The 17481-nt window shown below is 33.4% G+C and carries 16 protein-coding genes; 10 read left to right on the top strand and 6 right to left on the bottom strand.

The genetic code is table 11. The features are described from left to right. Window positions 1–11: 11 nt before the first annotated feature. Window positions 12–641, bottom strand: a complete 630-nt coding sequence (locus tag K5R64_RS02820; protein WP_220760664.1) for a hypothetical protein — start codon at window positions 639–641, stop codon at window positions 12–14. Then, window positions 634–3675, bottom strand: a complete 3042-nt coding sequence (locus K5R64_RS02815) for an N-6 DNA methylase (protein WP_220760662.1) — start codon at window positions 3673–3675, stop codon at window positions 634–636. The genes K5R64_RS02820 and K5R64_RS02815 overlap by 8 nt, the downstream gene beginning before the upstream one ends. A 157-nt stretch (window positions 3676–3832) precedes the next feature. On the opposite strand from K5R64_RS02815, the gene K5R64_RS02810 reads away from it, so the two are divergent. After that, window positions 3833–5383 (top strand): aldehyde dehydrogenase family protein, encoded by a 1551-nt coding sequence (locus K5R64_RS02810; protein ID WP_220760660.1) that lies wholly within the window; start codon window positions 3833–3835, stop codon window positions 5381–5383. Window positions 5384–5444: 61 nt separating this feature from the next. On the opposite strand, the gene K5R64_RS02805 is transcribed toward K5R64_RS02810, so the two are convergent. Together K5R64_RS02805 and K5R64_RS02800 are read right to left on the bottom strand one after the other, a co-directional pair. Next, window positions 5445–5942: a DUF6646 family protein gene (locus K5R64_RS02805; RefSeq protein ID WP_220760658.1), complete on the bottom strand. Its 498-nt coding sequence runs from the start codon at window positions 5940–5942 to the stop codon at window positions 5445–5447. Window positions 5943–5989: 47 nt separating this feature from the next. Continuing rightward, window positions 5990–6715 (bottom strand): metallophosphoesterase family protein, encoded by a 726-nt coding sequence (locus K5R64_RS02800; RefSeq protein WP_220760656.1) that lies wholly within the window; start codon window positions 6713–6715, stop codon window positions 5990–5992. 274 nt (window positions 6716–6989) lie between these two features. On the opposite strand from K5R64_RS02800, the gene K5R64_RS02795 reads away from it, so the two are divergent. The 3 genes from K5R64_RS02795 (at window position 6990) to K5R64_RS02785 (ending at window position 8228) form a co-directional block, all read left to right on the top strand. Beyond that, window positions 6990–7604, top strand: a complete 615-nt coding sequence (locus tag K5R64_RS02795) for a hypothetical protein (protein WP_220760654.1) — start codon at window positions 6990–6992, stop codon at window positions 7602–7604. A gap of 58 nt (window positions 7605–7662) precedes the next feature. Next, complete coding sequence (locus K5R64_RS02790; protein ID WP_255580278.1) at window positions 7663–7956, top strand: Bor family protein; 294 nt, start codon at window positions 7663–7665, stop codon at window positions 7954–7956. Window positions 7957–8039: 83 nt separating this feature from the next. Next, window positions 8040–8228: a hypothetical protein gene (locus K5R64_RS02785; RefSeq protein WP_220760652.1), complete on the top strand. Its 189-nt coding sequence runs from the start codon at window positions 8040–8042 to the stop codon at window positions 8226–8228. Between the two features lie 87 nt (window positions 8229–8315). Here the strand turns inward: K5R64_RS02785 and K5R64_RS02780 are convergent, their stop codons facing one another. Next, the gene (locus tag K5R64_RS02780; RefSeq protein ID WP_220760649.1) at window positions 8316–9455 is read right to left on the bottom strand and encodes an ATP-binding protein; all 1140 of its coding nucleotides are present in this window, start codon (window positions 9453–9455) and stop codon (window positions 8316–8318) included. A 110-nt stretch (window positions 9456–9565) separates the two neighbouring features. Between K5R64_RS02780 and K5R64_RS02775 the strand changes: the two genes are divergently transcribed. Next, a complete protein-coding gene (locus K5R64_RS02775; protein WP_220760647.1) occupies window positions 9566–10375 on the top strand; it encodes a DUF4382 domain-containing protein in 810 nt (269 codons plus the stop codon). A 113-nt stretch (window positions 10376–10488) separates the two neighbouring features. Here the strand turns inward: K5R64_RS02775 and K5R64_RS02770 are convergent, their stop codons facing one another. Then, window positions 10489–11244 (bottom strand): SDR family NAD(P)-dependent oxidoreductase, encoded by a 756-nt coding sequence (locus tag K5R64_RS02770; protein WP_220760646.1) that lies wholly within the window; start codon window positions 11242–11244, stop codon window positions 10489–10491. Between the two features lie 370 nt (window positions 11245–11614). Here K5R64_RS02770 and K5R64_RS02765 point away from each other — a divergent pair, with 370 nt between their 5' ends. The 5 genes from K5R64_RS02765 to K5R64_RS02745 all read left to right on the top strand — a co-directional run bounded on the left by K5R64_RS02765 (window position 11615) and on the right by K5R64_RS02745 (window position 17457). Beyond that, complete coding sequence (locus tag K5R64_RS02765; RefSeq protein WP_220760643.1) at window positions 11615–12619, top strand: MoxR family ATPase; 1005 nt, start codon at window positions 11615–11617, stop codon at window positions 12617–12619. Window positions 12620–12711: 92 nt separating this feature from the next. Next, window positions 12712–13575: a DUF58 domain-containing protein gene (locus K5R64_RS02760; RefSeq protein WP_220760641.1), complete on the top strand. Its 864-nt coding sequence runs from the start codon at window positions 12712–12714 to the stop codon at window positions 13573–13575. A 133-nt stretch (window positions 13576–13708) separates the two neighbouring features. Continuing rightward, entirely contained in the window at window positions 13709–15337 is a 1629-nt protein-coding gene (locus K5R64_RS02755) for a hypothetical protein (protein ID WP_220760639.1), read from the top strand. Next, window positions 15337–16338 carry a VWA domain-containing protein gene (locus K5R64_RS02750; protein WP_220760637.1) on the top strand — a complete coding sequence of 334 codons (1002 nt, stop codon included), beginning with the start codon at window positions 15337–15339 and terminating at the stop codon, window positions 16336–16338. Before K5R64_RS02755 ends, K5R64_RS02750 begins: the two co-directional genes overlap by 1 nt. Before the next feature lie 78 nt (window positions 16339–16416). Continuing rightward, window positions 16417–17457 (top strand): VWA domain-containing protein, encoded by a 1041-nt coding sequence (locus K5R64_RS02745; protein ID WP_220760635.1) that lies wholly within the window; start codon window positions 16417–16419, stop codon window positions 17455–17457. Window positions 17458–17481: the final 24 nt, after the last annotated feature.

Here is a 17481-nt window from a genome sequence, read left to right as displayed (position 1 = left end):
GGGCCTAAAAATCAAATAATAATTTTCATAGAAAAATCTAACATCAAATGATAAAGTGTAAGATTCTTTGAATTTGTTGTGATGTGATTTGAAATATATGTATACTTGAAATTATTAATAAATTGGTAGGGTTTCAAATCGGTAAAATAATTAGTGTTTTGTTCAATGTCAATAGGATTAACAACAAAACCTATCATCCCATTAACATTTTTAAAAGATGGGTATTTTTCATTTTTGATATATCTATTAATTCCATTTTCGATATATTTTTTATTTAATGTATTTGAGCCATCAATTCTTTTACATTCAATTATATAATAGCAATCTGTGTTTTTAGTCCTTTCAATTGCATTATATACTTTAATATCTGTTCTACCTATGACGGTATCATCATCATTGAATAACTCAATTTCAGTATCAAATAAATAAGGAGTTAATTTTAATTCGTCCCTAATTTGATTGTTTTCTAAATATTTTTTATAAAGTCCGTTTCTAATAATGTTTTCGTTATTCTCAATCGAAGGATAATCATTAAGCATCTTAGTATAGCAAGTGTATATTTGAGTTAATATAAACTCAAATGTTTTATCCTGATAAAAGTCTTGGAATTTAAAGTTTGATGCTTTTAATTTACTACTCATTACTATTCGATTTTGAATTGTGTAATGCGTCTATAAATTCGGATAAATCTAAATATGCCATTGCAGGATGCCAAGACTTAAATTGGTTTGGTTTTGCGATATAAAAGAAATCTTCCTCAAATCCTTTTACATCTTTTTGCATAAATAAATTATGACTTAAATTCTCAAAACTTAAATTTGAAATATTTTTCAGTAGTTCTTTATCTCCTTCTTTTTTCCAAAGGATTTTGTTCTTTTCTTTTGAATTTTCAGGTATAACTTTAAATTTCATCAATATAGTATGATTAGAATACAATATCTCTACTTCAAAATATTTATTATCAGAATTAAATCTATTTTCAAAATGACTTATAAATACTTGTGCATAATCTTCCAGTATGCTTCCTTTGTAAGCTATTTTACTGATTACTTTTTTTCTTTCAAGGTCTTTACCTTTGAGTAATGGAATAGTAATATAATTGGTGTAGTTTATTAAATTTTCTTCTTGTTTTGAAAGTTCAAACAAATTATAAAGTTCTTCCTCAATTTTTATTTTTTCATTTTCTAATTCACTCTTTAAAAAATTATCTTGCATAAGATTTGCAAAAAGTTTTCTAGAAATCTCTTCAACTTTGTTAACTTGTTTTACAAGTTTTTCACTTGAAACATAGGGTACTTCCCATTTTTCTTCATCGTGAGTTTGTTCCCTTTCTATTCCAATAGATGAACCAGTTTTCAAAATAAAATAAGAAAAAAAACAAGAATTTAATACTGCGGCAATTGACTTTAATACATCTATTCCATCCTCTGAAATTGATTTAACCCCAGTTAAAGAGCTTTTGAAAACAGCTTTTTCGTAAGATATTCCGCTAACAGCTCTAAATCTATTAGATATACCTTCGGTTATTAGCAAAACATTATTATCAAATAGTTTAGGATTTCTATCTCTATGAACAATTGGATTCGACCAAATATCAGAATATTGGACATAAAACTGTTTTACATCTTTTTTATTAGTGTTAATATATTTGTAACCTATAAATTCAGAAAAATCATTCTCATCTCCTCCTCCTTCCATAACACCTTGACCAACAAGATATTTTTCAGGATCATTTATTTTGTTTCCAATGTTTTTATAGTCATTTTTTAATCTTTTTATAAAATAATAATCTAAAATATTTCCATAAACTAACGTTTTCCAAATCCAATCTTCATCAATAAAATAGCTTTGTAGTAACTCTTTGTAATCATACTTTTCAATAACAATTAATTTAAAGGTTTCAAAGAATAGATTTGGTTTTAAAGAAATATGAGTTATAATATTCCTTCTGTTTTCTCTGATGTTGTCAGATTTACTGTAAAATAGGATAGTTGCAGGAGCAACTGCAATGTCATTAGATTTATCGAACACTTGATGTCTTACTGAAGACAATTCAAACACTTGACTGATTTTAAATTTACTTAAAAAGTATTTTCTAAAAACTCCTTTCTTTTCTTTCTTTCTACTTATTTTATATAGTATTTTACTAGTAACGATGAAAGCACATTGTTCAAAATTAAAATCAGAAACTCTAACAAGGAATGCTTCTGCAATTTCTCTATTTTCGATTTCTAAATCACTTTTTTCTACAATTTTTCTATTCTCAATGTACTTTTCAAATAATTGCTTTTCTTTATCGTGTTTGGTTGCCCAAGGCGGATTTCCCAATATAAACTGAAAATGTTTGCTGCTAAAAGCATCGTTATAATCTCCGTTTTTATTAAAAAAATCATCTGCAAAAAAATTAGAGTTTATTAAAATTGGAAATTTAAAACCAACAATACTTTTTGGTGTTAAGTAATCCAATAAAGTTATGTAAAGAGAAAAAATAGCTACGCTTATGGCATTTTCATCTTTGTCAACACCAAAAATATTATCTTGTAGTAATGTTTTTAAAGTGTTTTTGTAATTCTCATAAGATTCATCAATCTGAAATTCAGGATTAAGTTTTTGGTATTGTGCAATAATTTGTCTTAAACTTTCAACCAAAAAAATTCCTGAACCACAAGCAGGATCCAAAACTTTACAATTATATTCAGTAGGATTATGCTGGAAATATTTTGAAATTGTTTGTTTTTGAATATAATCTACTAAAAACAGAGGCGTGTAATACGCTCCTTGTTTTGCTTGATTTTCGGTACCTATAAATTTTTCATATACATTACTAATAAACTCAATTGGAATAATAGAAAAATCATATATATCAAATAATGACACCTGAGTAACATCATTTTTTAAATTATCGCCTTTAAGTAAACTAATAATTAATTCTAAATGATAATTATCTACAAAATCCTCTTCCTGAATTAGTTTGTCATCTATTTTATATTCTAAAGGAAATAAATTTCCATTAAAGTCATTTCTAACTTGCTTGAAAAAACTGTATGCTTTATCCTTTTCTGAAAGAAGATTATAAAAATCCTCTTTTTTTAAAATTTTATACTTTTTAAGCTCAACTTTTCGGTCTATCAAATATCTAATAAAAATAACTCGACCTATTAAAGAGTTTGCGATTTTGGATTGTAATTTCCCTAGTAATGGAGAAGTGAGTATATTTCTGGCATCTTCAATATTCTTTAATAAAAAATAATCTACCCTGTTTTTATTTTCAAATTTTGACTTATACTTTTCCCAAGTTTCCCCAGTGATAATTTTAAAATATTCAAAATCCAAAATATCATTTGAATCAGCTAAAGTTTCTAAATCTTTATTTCCTTCAAGTAATTTAAACCCATTTTTTACAATCCATTGATTGTTTTGTTTGATAATAATAGCTGGAGATTGATTGAAATTCCAAACTTGCTTTTGTAATGATTCTAAATTTTCTGGATTCTCAAAAAATAAAATTAAAGGTTCATTATTGATGCAGAAAAATGCATCTGGAGTTATTTTTAAAATAGACTGCTTAACTCTGTGAGTGAAATTAATTAATCTATTAGATTCAATATCAGAGAAATAAAATAGTCCCTCTTTATCAAGAAGGTCTAATTTTTCTAATATTATTTTTAAGCTCATAATTTTATTTTTCTAATCAACAAACTTAAACAATATAATGTTTTTTCTATAAAAAATAAAAAGTATTTACGATAAACTTCAATAAAGCCTAATATTTATTTTATATCTATCTTTGATAATATATGCCAAAATAAATCAAACTAAAACTACTTCTAATATGACATCATATAAATTCGGAATTCAACAAGCCTTAACTCAATTAGGAATTAAGGAAATCAATTTAGGAACTTCTACGGGGAATAATGCCTTTTCTAGTGGAGCTATTATCGAAAGTTACTCCCCTGTTGACGGACAATTGATTGCTAGCGTAACCACCACCTCAGCCGAAGATTATGAAAAAGTAATTCAAACAGCTACGGAAGCATTCAAAATCTTTCGTCAAATTCCAGCTCCTAAACGAGGGGAAATTGTAAGGCAATTTGGAGACAAATTACGTCAAAACAAAGAAGCCTTAGGCAAATTAGTATCTTACGAAATGGGGAAGTCGCTCCAAGAGGGTTATGGTGAAGTTCAAGAAATGATTGACATTTGTGATTTTGCTGTGGGACTTTCTCGTCAACTGCATGGCTTAACGATGCACTCGGAACGACCTAGTCATCGCATGTACGAACAATACCATCCGCTGGGAATTGTGGGGATTATTTCTGCTTTTAATTTTCCGGTGGCTGTTTGGGCTTGGAATACGGCATTGGCTTGGATTTGCGGGGATGTATGTGTGTGGAAACCTTCCGAAAAAACACCGCTTTGTGGAATAGCTTGTCAAAATATTATAGCCTCTGTTTTAAAAGAAAACCATTTGCCAGAAGGCATTTCGTGTTTGATAAATGGCGATTATACAGTAGGAGAAATGTTGTCCAAAGATATCCGAATTCCGCTGATTTCTGCTACTGGTTCTACCCGAATGGGAAAAATTGTATCGCAAACGGTGGCTGCTAGATTAGGAAAATCGTTATTGGAATTAGGTGGCAACAATGCCATTATCGTTACCCCTGATGCCGATATCAAGATGACTATCATCGGGGCGGTTTTTGGCGCGGTGGGAACCGCAGGACAACGCTGTACATCGACACGTCGTTTGATTGTTCACGAAAGTGTGTACGATAAAGTCAAAAACAATTTGGTTGCCGCTTACCAGCAATTGCGAATCGGCAATCCCTTGGATGAAAAAAATCACGTAGGTCCTATTATTGATAAATATGCGGTAGCTCAATACGAACGTGCTTTAGAAAAAATTGTTGCTCAGGGAGGAAAACTGATTGTGCCTGGAGGCGTATTATCTGGTGAAGGCTATGAAAGCGGTTGTTATGTAAAACCAGCCATCGCTGAAGTCAAAAATGATTTTGAAATTGTACAATGCGAAACTTTTGCCCCTATTTTGTATTTAATTCAATATTCAGGAACTGTTGAAAACGCCATTGCTTTGCAAAATGGGGTTGCCCAAGGATTATCCTCAGCGATTATGACTAATAATTTACGTGAAGCCGAGTTATTCCTATCGGCGCAGGGGTCAGATTGCGGGATTGCCAATGTTAATATCGGGACTTCAGGCGCTGAAATTGGTGGGGCTTTTGGTGGCGAAAAAGAAACGGGCGGCGGTAGAGAATCAGGTTCCGATGCTTGGAAAGTCTATATGCGACGCCAAACCAATACGATTAATTACAGTACGAGTTTGCCTTTGGCACAAGGAATTAAGTTTGATTTGGATTAACCATAAAAAAAGGCAATTGAAAATCGTCTCAATTGCCTTTGATAAGTAACAAAAGTATTTTTTACAAATTAAACGAAGCGCCAATGTTGAACACAAATTGGTTGTTTAAATTTTGAAATCCATAGGTGGTAGGGTCGTATTTAGCAATAGGAAACCCAATTTCGCTAAATACTCCAAAGCCTTCAGAGAAAAAATAACGTGCGCCTAGGTGTCCTCCAAAGTTTTTTAGGCTGATATCCAATCCTGGATAAACATCCCACTTTGAATCTAAATTCATTACATTTCCAATATTAGCATTGAATCGGATTTTAGCATCAAAGCGATCTTCAAAATTAGGTTTTTCCCCAGCGCTGTTTCTATTTACGGAGAGTAAATAAGAGGAAACAAAGCCGAAAGACATGTTTTCGCCAAGACCAAAATCTGTGGACAACCGAATCCCAGAACCGCCATCTTGAATGTTGGCTCCTAAATCAAATTTGGTGTCTCCTTTACCTTTAAATGCTTGTGCGTGAATAAACAAAGTGCTTGATACTAGCAATAATGTAAAAATCTTTTTCATCTTTATTCTATTAGTTAAATACTATACTACAAATCTAGTTAATAATTCTAATTTCTCCCTTTTTCACCTACATATAATTGGTTCAAAGGTTCGCTTTGCCAAAATTCTTTAGTATCCACATCCATAATAGTCAACGGACCTTTGAAAGCAGCACCTGTGTCGATATTCCATATACAGGCTTTTTGTACCGGTACGGTTGTATTGATGCGGGTTACAGGAGTATGACCTATATATATTTCGTCATATAATGTCAGTCGTTTTGGGTAAAGCAAGTCATTAGGTTTGATAGCGGGGTCAATGGATAAAGCGGTTTCCCAAAGGGTTCTGTCCCAGTAAAATAGTTTTGAAAAATATTCGTATTTTACTCCATTCATATTGGTAAAACCGGCATGTACAAAGAGTCGGTTTTTTTCATCCAAATAATAATCATCTAACGATAAAAGGAAATCAATATGGAGTAGTTTGCGTACTTTGTCCACTTCTTCGTAAGCCAGAACGGTAGCTTCACCTCCATGTTGGTACCATAATTCGTTGTCTTTTGCATCTTTTAACCAATGCAGTAATAATTCATCGTGATTTCCTCTGATGAAAATGCAGTTGTTTGTAGCACGTAATTCGATTAAATAATCAATCACTTGTGGGGATTGACTCCACCCATCGACATAATCTCCTAAAAAGATTAAAGTATCGTTTGGGGTTACTTGAGCTCGTTCTATGACTTGATGTAAGGCGCGTAATCCGCCATGGATATCTCCTATGACTAATGTTCTCATGGGTGTAATGTATTCTTTATATCAAAAGTTGTAATTGGGACTTTTTATAAAAATAGCAAAAACTGTGATGTTCAAAACTTTTTTGTGTTCTTTTTTTAAAAAAATAGAAAAATTGGCATTCCTGGGTGTTAGTACTAGTTGATTTTTAGGTTGAAATATACCCAGTTTTGGTGATTGTTTGGTTATGTACTACGGAGTACTTTTACGCAAAATTTTAAAAGAGAATGTGCTTTTTATGGGTGATTCATTTTAAAAGATAACCCAATTAAAATATATGAAGATAAAAATTACACTTTTAGCAATTGCTCTTGTTTTAACTAGTTGTGCATCAGGGTATAAAAACATCCAACCCGAAAAATTAAATTATAATTCGGTGAATGCTACTAATGAGGTGGTTTTTTCCTATAAATATGGTTTGCTCGATAAAAAATACTTTAGAAAAGAAAAGAAAAACAATATCAAATTAGTAGCCATCAAAATCACAAATAATTCGAATAGGGATTTAGTTTTTGGTGAAGATATTAAATTGACTTATGATAGCGGGAACGAAATTTATTTGCATGATGATACGTATTTATTTAGAACCCTTAAACAGAGTCCTGCGTCCCATTTGTTATACTTGTTATTAACTCCTATGAAATTTTATACCTATACCACCAATCAATATGGGCAAGAGGTAGAAAATAGTTCTTTTCCTATTGGGTTATTCTTAGGGCCTGGAATAGCTGGGGGTAATCTAATGATAGCTGCTAAGGCAAATTCAAAATTTAAAACCGATCTGATGAAATATGCGATACTTGGAAAAACAATTAAAAGCAAAGAAACAGCATACGGATTAATTGGGTTTAATGCCACAACTTTTGAAGGATTAAGGTTAAAAATAAATTAATCCTCATCTTAAATCGACTCAAAGCGAGTAACACTATACTAATTTAAAATCAAAAAAAATGAAAAGATTATTTAAAATGTTTTCTGTAGCATTCGCGGCTTCAGTTTTGTTAACTTCTTGCTTTTCTTATACTAGCGTTGTTGGGAATGGCGCACAAGGAAATTCAAAAGTTACCCAATGGAATCACTATGTAATTGGAGGTTTAGCTCCAGTAGGTGTTTCTGATTCTAAAGCGATGGCTGCAGGTGCAAAAGATTATACTGTGTTTACAAGACAAACATTTGTAAATGGTTTGATAAACGTAATAACGTTTGGTCTTTACACACCTACAACTACTACAGTTACTAAATAAGTTGCATGAGGCGGAAATTTACTTTCCGCCTTTTGTTTAGCAGGTGTTCAAAAAATACTCTTTGCCAAGTTTAAAATCAAAAAATGAAAAAAATAGCTTTATTTATTAGTTTACTTACCAGTCTTTATCTCGTACTGATGCTCACGAGTGTCCTTTTTTATCCCGTACAAAAATATGAGAACTATACTTCTGAAAACACCATGGGATTAGTATTGATGCTGATACTTTTGGGATATCTATCGTATCTTTTTACCAAGCCTACTAAAAACTAGTATTTTTTTTGGTGATGAGCTAGTTTTATTTAATTCTTGTTTGAAGTTGGGTTTTTAATTTATACAAATTAAAAGTTTACAGAACGCTTACTTCACGTCATATTTCATTTTGCGTAAGACACGCAGTGCTTCCTTGAAAGACAAATATATTTTCGGAAAAGGTTTCAATAGTAATTTGGCGTCAATTAATCGTTGTTTAGCATCCTCAAAACCGTTGAGGTAACAAATCATAAAAGTCGAAGGTAAGTTTTCTAAATCTTTTTGTTCACGGGTAGTCAATGCAATTTTTTTCTCTAATTTACGCAGTAGTGAGCTGTTAGAGTTATAAATGTGATAAAGCATTTTTTTGTTGAATTCAGGGGGTTGAAAAAGCATTTCACTTTCAATTTTATAATAGCCGTTTTCAAAAAAAATAATTTTTTGTTGTTCCAAAGGATAAAAACTCGTTTGATCATTTAGTCCTAACGGAATATATTCAATAATAGTGAACGAATGCTCGTCATAGGTAATGGTGACAACATCTTGAGCCGAATAAAATAATTTGATTTGTTCGTTAATTAATTCGATGTCCACACGGGATAAGTAGGTCACATTCCGAATAACTTTGGGAATTCCAGCCCAGCAAATTACAAACAATTCTTTGAAAACTTTATATTTAGGAGACATGTCTTTGTGTCGGTAATTCATAAAGTCAATCACGCCATCTAGAGTATGCTGGATGTTGTTTCTGGATTGGTTTTCGATACCAATAACCGTTTCGGTGTTTTGGAAATTTCGTTCCACTTTTTCTTCTGTAGGCATGGTGTTGCTACCTACTCTAATAAAAACACTATTGGCAGGAATGGTGTGGATTCCTTTTTTAAAATAAGAAACATTTTTTTTTGGTTTGATGGTTACCAGTCCAATCACTTTGTCTTTGGGGAGGTTGGGGAATGGCACATTTTCGTATTGAATTTTAGGAGCGTTTTCGAGATACGCATTGACTAAATTTTGAATGCGACTATCGTCAAAAAAGTCGTCACCAATGATTTCATTCTCTTGGTCTTCAACCCCTACTACGATATAAGAGTTGTTAGCAGGATTAGAATTGGAAAGGGCGCAAATGTGTTTAAGGAATTTTGCTTTCCCTTCTTTGGTGTGTAAATTAAGCTGTCTTTTTTTGTCGTAAAAACTACACTCGTCATTGTGCGCTAGTAGGTTTTTTATCAATAGTCGTTTGTTAATCATTTGATAAATAGAATAGTTACGATAATTTTAAATCGCTAGTTTACATTGGAAACCAAAATATTTTCGTTAAATTTACGTAATTAATGTACTAATTAAAACAATTGAATGCTATGAAAAAGATAAAAAAAATGCTCATAAGTGTTTTTGCAATTACATTCATCATTTTGTGTTTTACCAATTGTGAAAATAGCAACGAAACAGCAGATACGTCAAAAATTATGGTCCGTTTGACAGACGCTCCTGGAGATTATGAAGAAGTTAATATCGAGGTAGTGGATGTGATGATGAAAACGAATACAGATCCTGATGAAACGAGGGGCTGGGTGAGTTTATCTAATATCGATAGAGGAATTTATAATTTATTAGATTTTACAGGAGGGGTGAGTCTGTTGGTTGCTGAAGGTCAAGTGCCTTCGGGGTATTTAGGACAGTTGCGATTAGTTCTTGGAACCAATAATACCATCAAAAAAGGAGGGCAAGTGTATCCGCTTAGTACACCTAGTGGACAGCAATCTGGTTTGAAATTAAAAATAAACGAAACATTGGTACCTGGAATTACTTATGAATTAATGATGGATTTTAATGTTGATAAATCTATTGTTAAGGCGGGAAATTCGGGTAAATACAACTTACACCCCGTGATAACCATTTCTAGTACGGCAACTTCAGGGAGTATCAAAGGGAAAATCAATCCAATTCTCGAAGGTTTTCAGGTAGTAGCCTCCGTCGAAGTAGGAAATGAAACTATTTCGGCTTACGCTAATGAACAAGGAATGTTTCAATTGTATGGTGTACCAGCAGGAACTTATAGGTTAACTTTAACTCCTGAAGTAGCTTCAGGGAAAACACCTCTTGTTATTGAGGATGTCATGGTTGTCAATGGCGAAATCACCAATATTGGGGTTGTCAGTTTCGAATAAAATTTTGCTTAGTGATCAAACTAAAAATCACATCTACCAATTTTTAAATTAAAACCTGTAATCGACTCTTTAGTTTAATTTAGAGTAGCTTACAGGTTTTTTTAGGTTTAAAATTATTCCTCGCGTTGAATTAGAGTAGGCGAACCTTGAGCGGTGCACATTACAACCAAATCCGAAATATTAACATGATAAGGTCGAGAGAGTACAAAATGAATAATATCCGCGATATCGGCAGCTTTCAATGGGGCAAAGCCTTTGTACACTTGTGCAGCTTTATCCGTGTTGCCTTTAAAACGAACGGCACTAAATTCAGTTTCAACTAGTCCAGGATGAATGGCTCCCACACGTATTCCGTAAGGATTTAAATCCATTTTCATGGCTTTATTGAGTGCATCAACTGCGTGTTTGGTCGCACAATAGACATTTCCATTAGGATAAACTACTTTGGCAGCTGTAGAACCAATGTTGATGATATGTCCTGATTTTTGAGCTATCATTTTAGGGATAATAGCTTTAGAAACATATAGTAATCCTTTGAGGTTACTGTCAATCATGTTTTCCCAATCCTCTAAATTTCCTTCTTGAATGGGGTCTAGCCCATGCGCATTTCCAGCATTATTAATCAAAATGTCAATTTTTGAAAATGATTCGGGTAAAGAAGCGACGTTTTCAACTACCGATTTTTTGTCACTAACATCAAAGGAGAGGCAGTACACCTCGGTGTAAGTTTGCAGTTCTTTTTCTAATGTCTCTAATCGGTCTTTCCGTCTGCCACACAAAATAAGACGGTAATTGTGTTTGGCCAAAAGTTGTGCTGTAGCTTTGCCAATGCCGCTAGTGGCGCCTGTTATGAATGCTGTTTTGTTCATGGGTAAGTAAATATCATAATGCTATAGTAAATGCGAAGGTAAGGATTAACCCAAAGAAGATTCGGTAACAAAATAAGGTCTGTTCTTTGGTTAAAGGGTGAAAAACAAATGGTAGTTTCTAATCGGTTTAAATTGTGTTACTTAGAATGTGTTTGAAGCTATGTTTTTTCAAAAAAAAACGAGTCAATCGCTTTTTAGAAGACTAATTCTTAAAGTTCTTAAAATTATGGAAATTGTATCATAATTCGTCCTTAAAATTAGAGGTTTCGCATAAGTTTTAACCATTTTTTAACATCTTTCCTTTAAAAAAAAATTCAATTTGCACTACCAAAATGAATGCAGTAATCACAAGGTTTTAATAAATATGATAATGGAAGAAAATACAGCGACTTTAGACATTAGAGCGATTAATGAAAAAATTGAAAGAGAAAGTGCTTTTATAGACCTTCTTACCATGGAGATGAATAAAGTAATTGTGGGACAAAAACACATGGTGGAACGTTTGCTTATTGGTTTATTAGGACAAGGTCATATCCTTTTAGAAGGAGTACCTGGTCTAGCCAAGACCTTAGCGATTAATACACTTTCGCAAGCAGTGCATGGTTCTTTTAGCCGTATTCAATTTACCCCTGATTTATTGCCTGCGGATGTAGTAGGAACGATGATTTACAACATTAAGCAAAATGAGTTTTCAATTAAAAAAGGACCTATTTTTGCCAATTTTGTGCTGGCCGATGAGATAAACCGTGCCCCTGCCAAAGTGCAATCGGCTTTACTGGAAGCCATGCAAGAAAAACAAGTGACTATTGGTGATACTACTTTTAAACTGGAAAAACCATTCTTGGTTTTAGCAACCCAAAACCCTGTTGAACAAGAAGGGACATATCAATTGCCAGAAGCTCAAGTAGATCGTTTTATGTTAAAAACGGTTATCGATTATCCTAAAATGGATGAAGAGCGACTAGTTATACGTCAAAATTTAAAAGGGGCATACGAAAAAGTAAATCCTGTTGTTTCTATTGAGCAAATTTTGCGTGCTCAAGAAGCAGTACGTGAAGTGTATATGGACGAAAAAATCGAGAAATACATTCTTGATATCATTTTTGCTACCCGTTATCCTGAAAAATACAAATTAGCAGAATTAAAACCTTTAATCAGTTTTGGTTCCTCTCCACGTGGAAGTATTAACCTAGCAAATGCTGCCAAATGTTATGCCTTTATCAAACGTCGCGGGTATGTGATTCCTGAAGATGTTCGTGCGGTAGTTCATGATGTTTTACGTCACAGAATTGGTATTACTTATGAAGCAGAAGCCGAAAATGTAACTTCTGTAGATATCATTAACAAAATTGTAAACGAAGTAGAAGTACCGTAATTTAGTAGTCAGTGAACAGCTCTTAAGTATTCAGTTTCAAATGAAACTGGACAACGGAACACTAATTAACTGAATACTGAACACTATAAAGAATGGATACAAAAGACCTTTTAAAAAAAGTACGGAAAATTGAAATCAAGACCCGAAGATTGAGTGATCACATCTTTTCGGGTGAATACCATACTTCTTTCAAAGGACGTGGAATGACCTTTAGTGAAGTACGACAGTACCAATACGGGGACGACATTCGTTCCATTGACTGGAATGTTACCGCTCGTTACAATGAAGCCCATGTGAAAGTTTTTGAAGAAGAAAGAGAATTGACCATGATGTTGATGGTAGATATTTCGGGTTCAGAAAGTTTTGGCTCCAATAAAGAATTTAAAAAAGACATCATTACCGAAATTGCGGCTACTATGGCTTTTTCGGCTACTCAAAACAACGATAAAATAGGATTGATTTTGTTTTCGGACCAAATCGAATTGTATATTCCTCCTAAAAAAGGACGTTCGCATGTGTTGCGTATCATTAGAGAGCTTATCGAATTCCAACCACAAAGTCAAAAAACAGATTTGGCACAAGCCTTAAAATTTTTGTCTAGTACTCAAAAAAAGAAAGCTATTGTATTCTTGATGTCAGATTTTATGGTATCAGATTATGAGCATACGCTTAAAATTGCTTCTAAAAAGCACGACATCACGGGAATTCGCGTCTATGATATTCGTGAAGAAAAAATGCCTAATCTGGGTATGGTCGAAATGACAGACGCCGAAACTGGAGAAACAATTGTTGTAGATACTAGTTCCAAAACGGTACGATTGAATTATGAAAAATATTATCAAGAGCAATTCAATTATTTTAAAGAAACGTTTAGGAAATCGGGTTCCGGAATTGTTAACACAAGAGTTGATGAAAGTTATGTAACTAAATTATTGGGGTACTTTAAGTCGAGGTAATAAAGATTATTATTGAATTAATTTTAAAAACGACTTATTAAGAACAAATTAGGATGCAGTTCTATTGATTGAATTTTTAATTTACTCCATCAGCAATCGAAAACCATTAAGTTTTTTTCATCTAAATTTTAAAATGAAACATATATTTTACATATTTCTTTTTTTTTCAGCCTTTGTTTTTGGTCAACAAAAGCGAGTTGAAACTAGTATTGATACCACAAAAAATAAAATAGGAGCCGAGTTTAAATTGACTATTAAAACTTCTGTTGATACTTTATCAAAGGTACAGTTCCCTAATTTGAAAAATTTTGGTCCTTTAGAAGTAATTCGCTCTTATCCGATTGATACCGTAAAAAAAGACGATCGCTATGAGCTTATTAAAAAGTACGGTTTGACACAATTTGACTCAGGGAGGTATGTGGTTCCTAGTGTAAAAGTCCTTATCAATAACAAACTTTATTGGAGTGATTCGATTGCAGTTGAGGTAGCCAATGTACAGGTTGATACGTTAAAACAAAAAATGTATGACATCAAGGACATTGTCGCGGTTGAAAAACCCATCGGGAATTGGTGGAAATACCTTTTGGGGTTAGTTATTCTGGGGGCTATTGGCGCAGGGGTGTATTGGTTCACTAAAAAATACCAAAAGAAAAAAATCGAACAAGAAGTCTATAAAACCCCTATAGAGAGAGCGACACAATTGATGAATTCGTTGGAGCAAAAAGAGCTTTGGCAAAAAGGAGAAGTCAAAGAATATTATAGCGAGTTGACCGATATTGCTCGAAATTACATTGAAGAAGCGATTGAAATTCCAGCTATGGAAAGCACTACTTCTGAATTGATTGCTGCTTTGAAAGTAGCTTCTATGAAAAAGAAAATGAAGCTTTCGCAGGAAACAATTGACGATTTGGAACGCGTTTTAAAACAGGCTGACTTGGTAAAATTTGCGAAGTCAAAACCTTTAGAATTTGAAATTACAGAAGACCGAAATAAAATTCAAAAAGCCATTGTAGTACTTGATAAATCCATTCCGGTAAATGTTCCTCAGGAAGAAGAATTGATGTTAAACGAGATGCAACGTCAAAAACAAATTCAGCAACAACTGGAAAAGCAACGCAAAAAACGCATCACAATTGCTGTGGCTTCAGTATGTTTTTTCATTATAGCGACCCTGCTTTTTAGTATCGCTAGGTATGGATTTACTTATGTGAAAGATACCATTTTAGGTCATGAAACCAAAGAGTTGTTAGAGGGTGAATGGATTAAAAGTGAATATGGAAATCCATCGGTTATTATTGAAACGCCTAGGGTTTTAAAACGAATGGATTTAACAAAATCCTTACCTAAAGAAGGACTAGCTTTAATCAAAGAAATGCAATCCTTTGGTTATGGTAGTTTTATTGATAATTTTTATTTGATGGTTTCTACTTTCAAATACAAACAAGAGATGCAAATCGATTTGAATAAATCCATTGAGGTAACTGTGGCTACTATTGAATCTCAGGGGGCACAAAATATGATTGTCAAACAAGAAGATTTTGAAACAGCGGAAGGAATAAAAGGAGTGAAAGCCTATGGAACATTTGTCAAAATAGACGAAAACACCAAGAGTAGTCAAAAGATGTTTTACGAAATTGTATTGTTTAGTCAAGACGGAGGTTTGCAACAGCTTATGATTATGCACGAAGAGGGAGATCATTATGCTAATGAAATCGTGGAAAGAGTATTGCACTCGGTCGAATTAAAACAACTTAATAACTAATGGAAAAGATAACGTTTTTAAATCCAGAATTTTTTTGGTTGTTGCTACTTATACCTTTGGCTATTGCTTGGTTATTTTGGAAAAGAAAACATCAAAATGCCACTTTAAAAATCAGTTCTACCAAGGGATTCAAACACAAGACTTCGTTTTTAGTAAAATGCAAGCCATATTTAGGGGTGTTGCGTATTTTGGCATTGTGTTCTTTAATTATTGCCTTGGCCCGACCTCGAACAGTCGATATTAGTAACCAAACAAAAACAACCAAAGGGATTGATATCGTAATGGCTATAGATGTGTCAGGAAGTATGCTTGCCAAAGATTTAAAGCCTAATCGTATGGAAGGTCTAAAAGAGGTAGCGGCGGATTTTGCTTCTAATCGTCCTAACGACCGTATAGGTCTAGTGGTATATGCTTCTGAAGCCTATACCAAAACGCCTGTCACCAGTGATAAAGCGGTGGTGCTAGAAGCAATCAAAAGCATTAGGTATGACCAAGTTTTGCAAGATGGAACAGGGATTGGAATGGGATTGGCAACAGCCGTTAATCGTTTGAAAGACAGTAAAGCAAAGAGTAAAGTAATTATTCTTTTGACCGATGGTGTCAATAATGCCGGTTTTATAGAACCAGAAACTGCTGCGGATATTGCTAAACAATACGGAATTAAAGTTTATACCATCGGTATTGGGACTAATGGAATGGCTGAATTTCCGTATGCTCAAGCGGCTAATGGGGAAATTTTGTTCCAAATGATGAAAGTTGAAATTGATGAACGCTTGATGCAATCCATCGCCAAGAAAACGGATGGAAAATATTTTAGAGCTACTAGCAATAGCAAACTAGCTGCCATCTATGATGAAATTAATAAATTAGAAACTACAGAGATTGAAGAACTCAAGTTTTATGATTATGATGAAAAATTTAGAGGTTTTGTCCTATTTGCAGGCTTGCTGTTGTTGATTGAAATTGGATTGCGAAACACAGTGTACAGAAGCTTTATTTAAAATAAAAAACCAAAATTTTAAATCCGAAACACTAAAACAGAGAATTTAAAATTTTATTTTTTTGGAATTGAAACAATTATGGAATTAGACGAACGCAAATATTTATACTTACTTTTTTTGTTGCCGTTAATGGTGGCTGTTTTCTTGTACAATATGTATTGGAAAAGAAAAAAACAAAAGGAATTTGGCTCGGTAGAGGCGATTCATCTTTTAAGTCCTGAACGTTCGGTTTTTAAGCCTGTTTTAAAATTAATTGTAATGTTATTAGCATTATTGGGATTGATTTTAGCATTGGTGGACCCCAAAATAGGAACCAAGATGGAAACTGTAAAACGAGAGGGGATTGATATTGTTTTTGCCATGGATGTTTCCAAAAGTATGTTGGCAGAAGATATTGCTCCGAGTCGTTTAGAAAAAAGTAAACAATTGGTATCGCAAATTATTAGCCAATTGGGAAATGACCGCATTGGTATTGTTGCGTATGCGGGTAGTGCTTTCCCGGTCTTGCCGATTACTACCGATTATGGTGTGGCCAAAATGTTTTTGCAAACCATGAGCCCTGATATGGTTTCTTCCAAGGGAACCTCTTTGGACGAAGCGATTCAGTTATCGGCAACTTATTTTGACGAGAAGAGTAAAACAAGTAAGTTGCTCATCTTGATATCAGATGGTGAAGATCATTCGGATGGTGCACTTGCTGCCGCCGAAGAAGCCAATAAACAAGGAATGCGAATCATAACTATTGGGGTAGGGACTGAAAAAGGCGCCACAATTCCGCTTAAAAGGAATGGTGTTATCGAAGGGTACCAAAGAGATAAAGAAGGCGAAGTGGTGGTGACTAAATTGAATCCACAGAGTCTTGAAACCATTGCCAAAGCTACAAAAGGCAGTTACGTAAATGGGAACAATACCAAGGAGGTGATGGAATACATAAAAAACACCCTTGATACAATTCAAAAAACAGAGTTTGAAGCCACACAAATGGCCGAATTTCAATCTCAGTTTCAGTGGTTTTTGGGCTTTGCTTTTGTATTGTTATTTGTTGATGTTTTCTTGCTAGAAAGAAAAACAAGTTGGGTGAAAAAGTTGAATTTATTTAATGAAGAGCGTCGTCCTTAATACCTAAGGAAGTAAAAAAAAGGA

Source organism: Flavobacterium sp. UMI-01, assembly GCF_019656315.1.
In the GTDB taxonomy this organism is placed as follows: Bacteria; Bacteroidota; Bacteroidia; order Flavobacteriales; family Flavobacteriaceae; genus Flavobacterium.
This window is presented reverse-complemented; position numbering and strand designations above follow the sequence as displayed.

Excerpts from the sequence above, each read along its gene's own strand:
- K5R64_RS02755 (WP_220760639.1), top strand. The coding sequence starts at position 13,709 with ATGAAACATATATTTTACATATTTCTTTTTTTTTCAGCCTTTGTTTTT.
- K5R64_RS02770 (WP_220760646.1), bottom strand. The coding sequence starts at position 11,244 with ATGAACAAAACAGCATTCATAACAGGCGCCACTAGCGGCATTGGCAAA.
- K5R64_RS02760 (WP_220760641.1), top strand. The coding sequence starts at position 12,712 with ATGGATACAAAAGACCTTTTAAAAAAAGTACGGAAAATTGAAATCAAG.
- K5R64_RS02780 (WP_220760649.1), bottom strand. The coding sequence starts at position 9,455 with ATGATTAACAAACGACTATTGATAAAAAACCTACTAGCGCACAATGAC.
- K5R64_RS02800 (WP_220760656.1), bottom strand. The coding sequence starts at position 6,715 with ATGAGAACATTAGTCATAGGAGATATCCATGGCGGATTACGCGCCTTA.
- K5R64_RS02810 (WP_220760660.1), top strand. The coding sequence starts at position 3,833 with ATGACATCATATAAATTCGGAATTCAACAAGCCTTAACTCAATTAGGA.
- K5R64_RS02785 (WP_220760652.1), top strand. The coding sequence starts at position 8,040 with ATGAAAAAAATAGCTTTATTTATTAGTTTACTTACCAGTCTTTATCTC.
- K5R64_RS02775 (WP_220760647.1), top strand. The coding sequence starts at position 9,566 with ATGAAAAAGATAAAAAAAATGCTCATAAGTGTTTTTGCAATTACATTC.
- K5R64_RS02820 (WP_220760664.1), bottom strand. The coding sequence starts at position 641 with ATGAGTAGTAAATTAAAAGCATCAAACTTTAAATTCCAAGACTTTTAT.
- K5R64_RS02745 (WP_220760635.1), top strand. The coding sequence starts at position 16,417 with ATGGAATTAGACGAACGCAAATATTTATACTTACTTTTTTTGTTGCCG.
- K5R64_RS02790 (WP_255580278.1), top strand. The coding sequence starts at position 7,663 with ATGAAAAGATTATTTAAAATGTTTTCTGTAGCATTCGCGGCTTCAGTT.
- K5R64_RS02795 (WP_220760654.1), top strand. The coding sequence starts at position 6,990 with ATGAAGATAAAAATTACACTTTTAGCAATTGCTCTTGTTTTAACTAGT.
- K5R64_RS02750 (WP_220760637.1), top strand. The coding sequence starts at position 15,337 with ATGGAAAAGATAACGTTTTTAAATCCAGAATTTTTTTGGTTGTTGCTA.
- K5R64_RS02815 (WP_220760662.1), bottom strand. The coding sequence starts at position 3,675 with ATGAGCTTAAAAATAATATTAGAAAAATTAGACCTTCTTGATAAAGAG.
- K5R64_RS02765 (WP_220760643.1), top strand. The coding sequence starts at position 11,615 with ATGGAAGAAAATACAGCGACTTTAGACATTAGAGCGATTAATGAAAAA.
- K5R64_RS02805 (WP_220760658.1), bottom strand. The coding sequence starts at position 5,942 with ATGAAAAAGATTTTTACATTATTGCTAGTATCAAGCACTTTGTTTATT.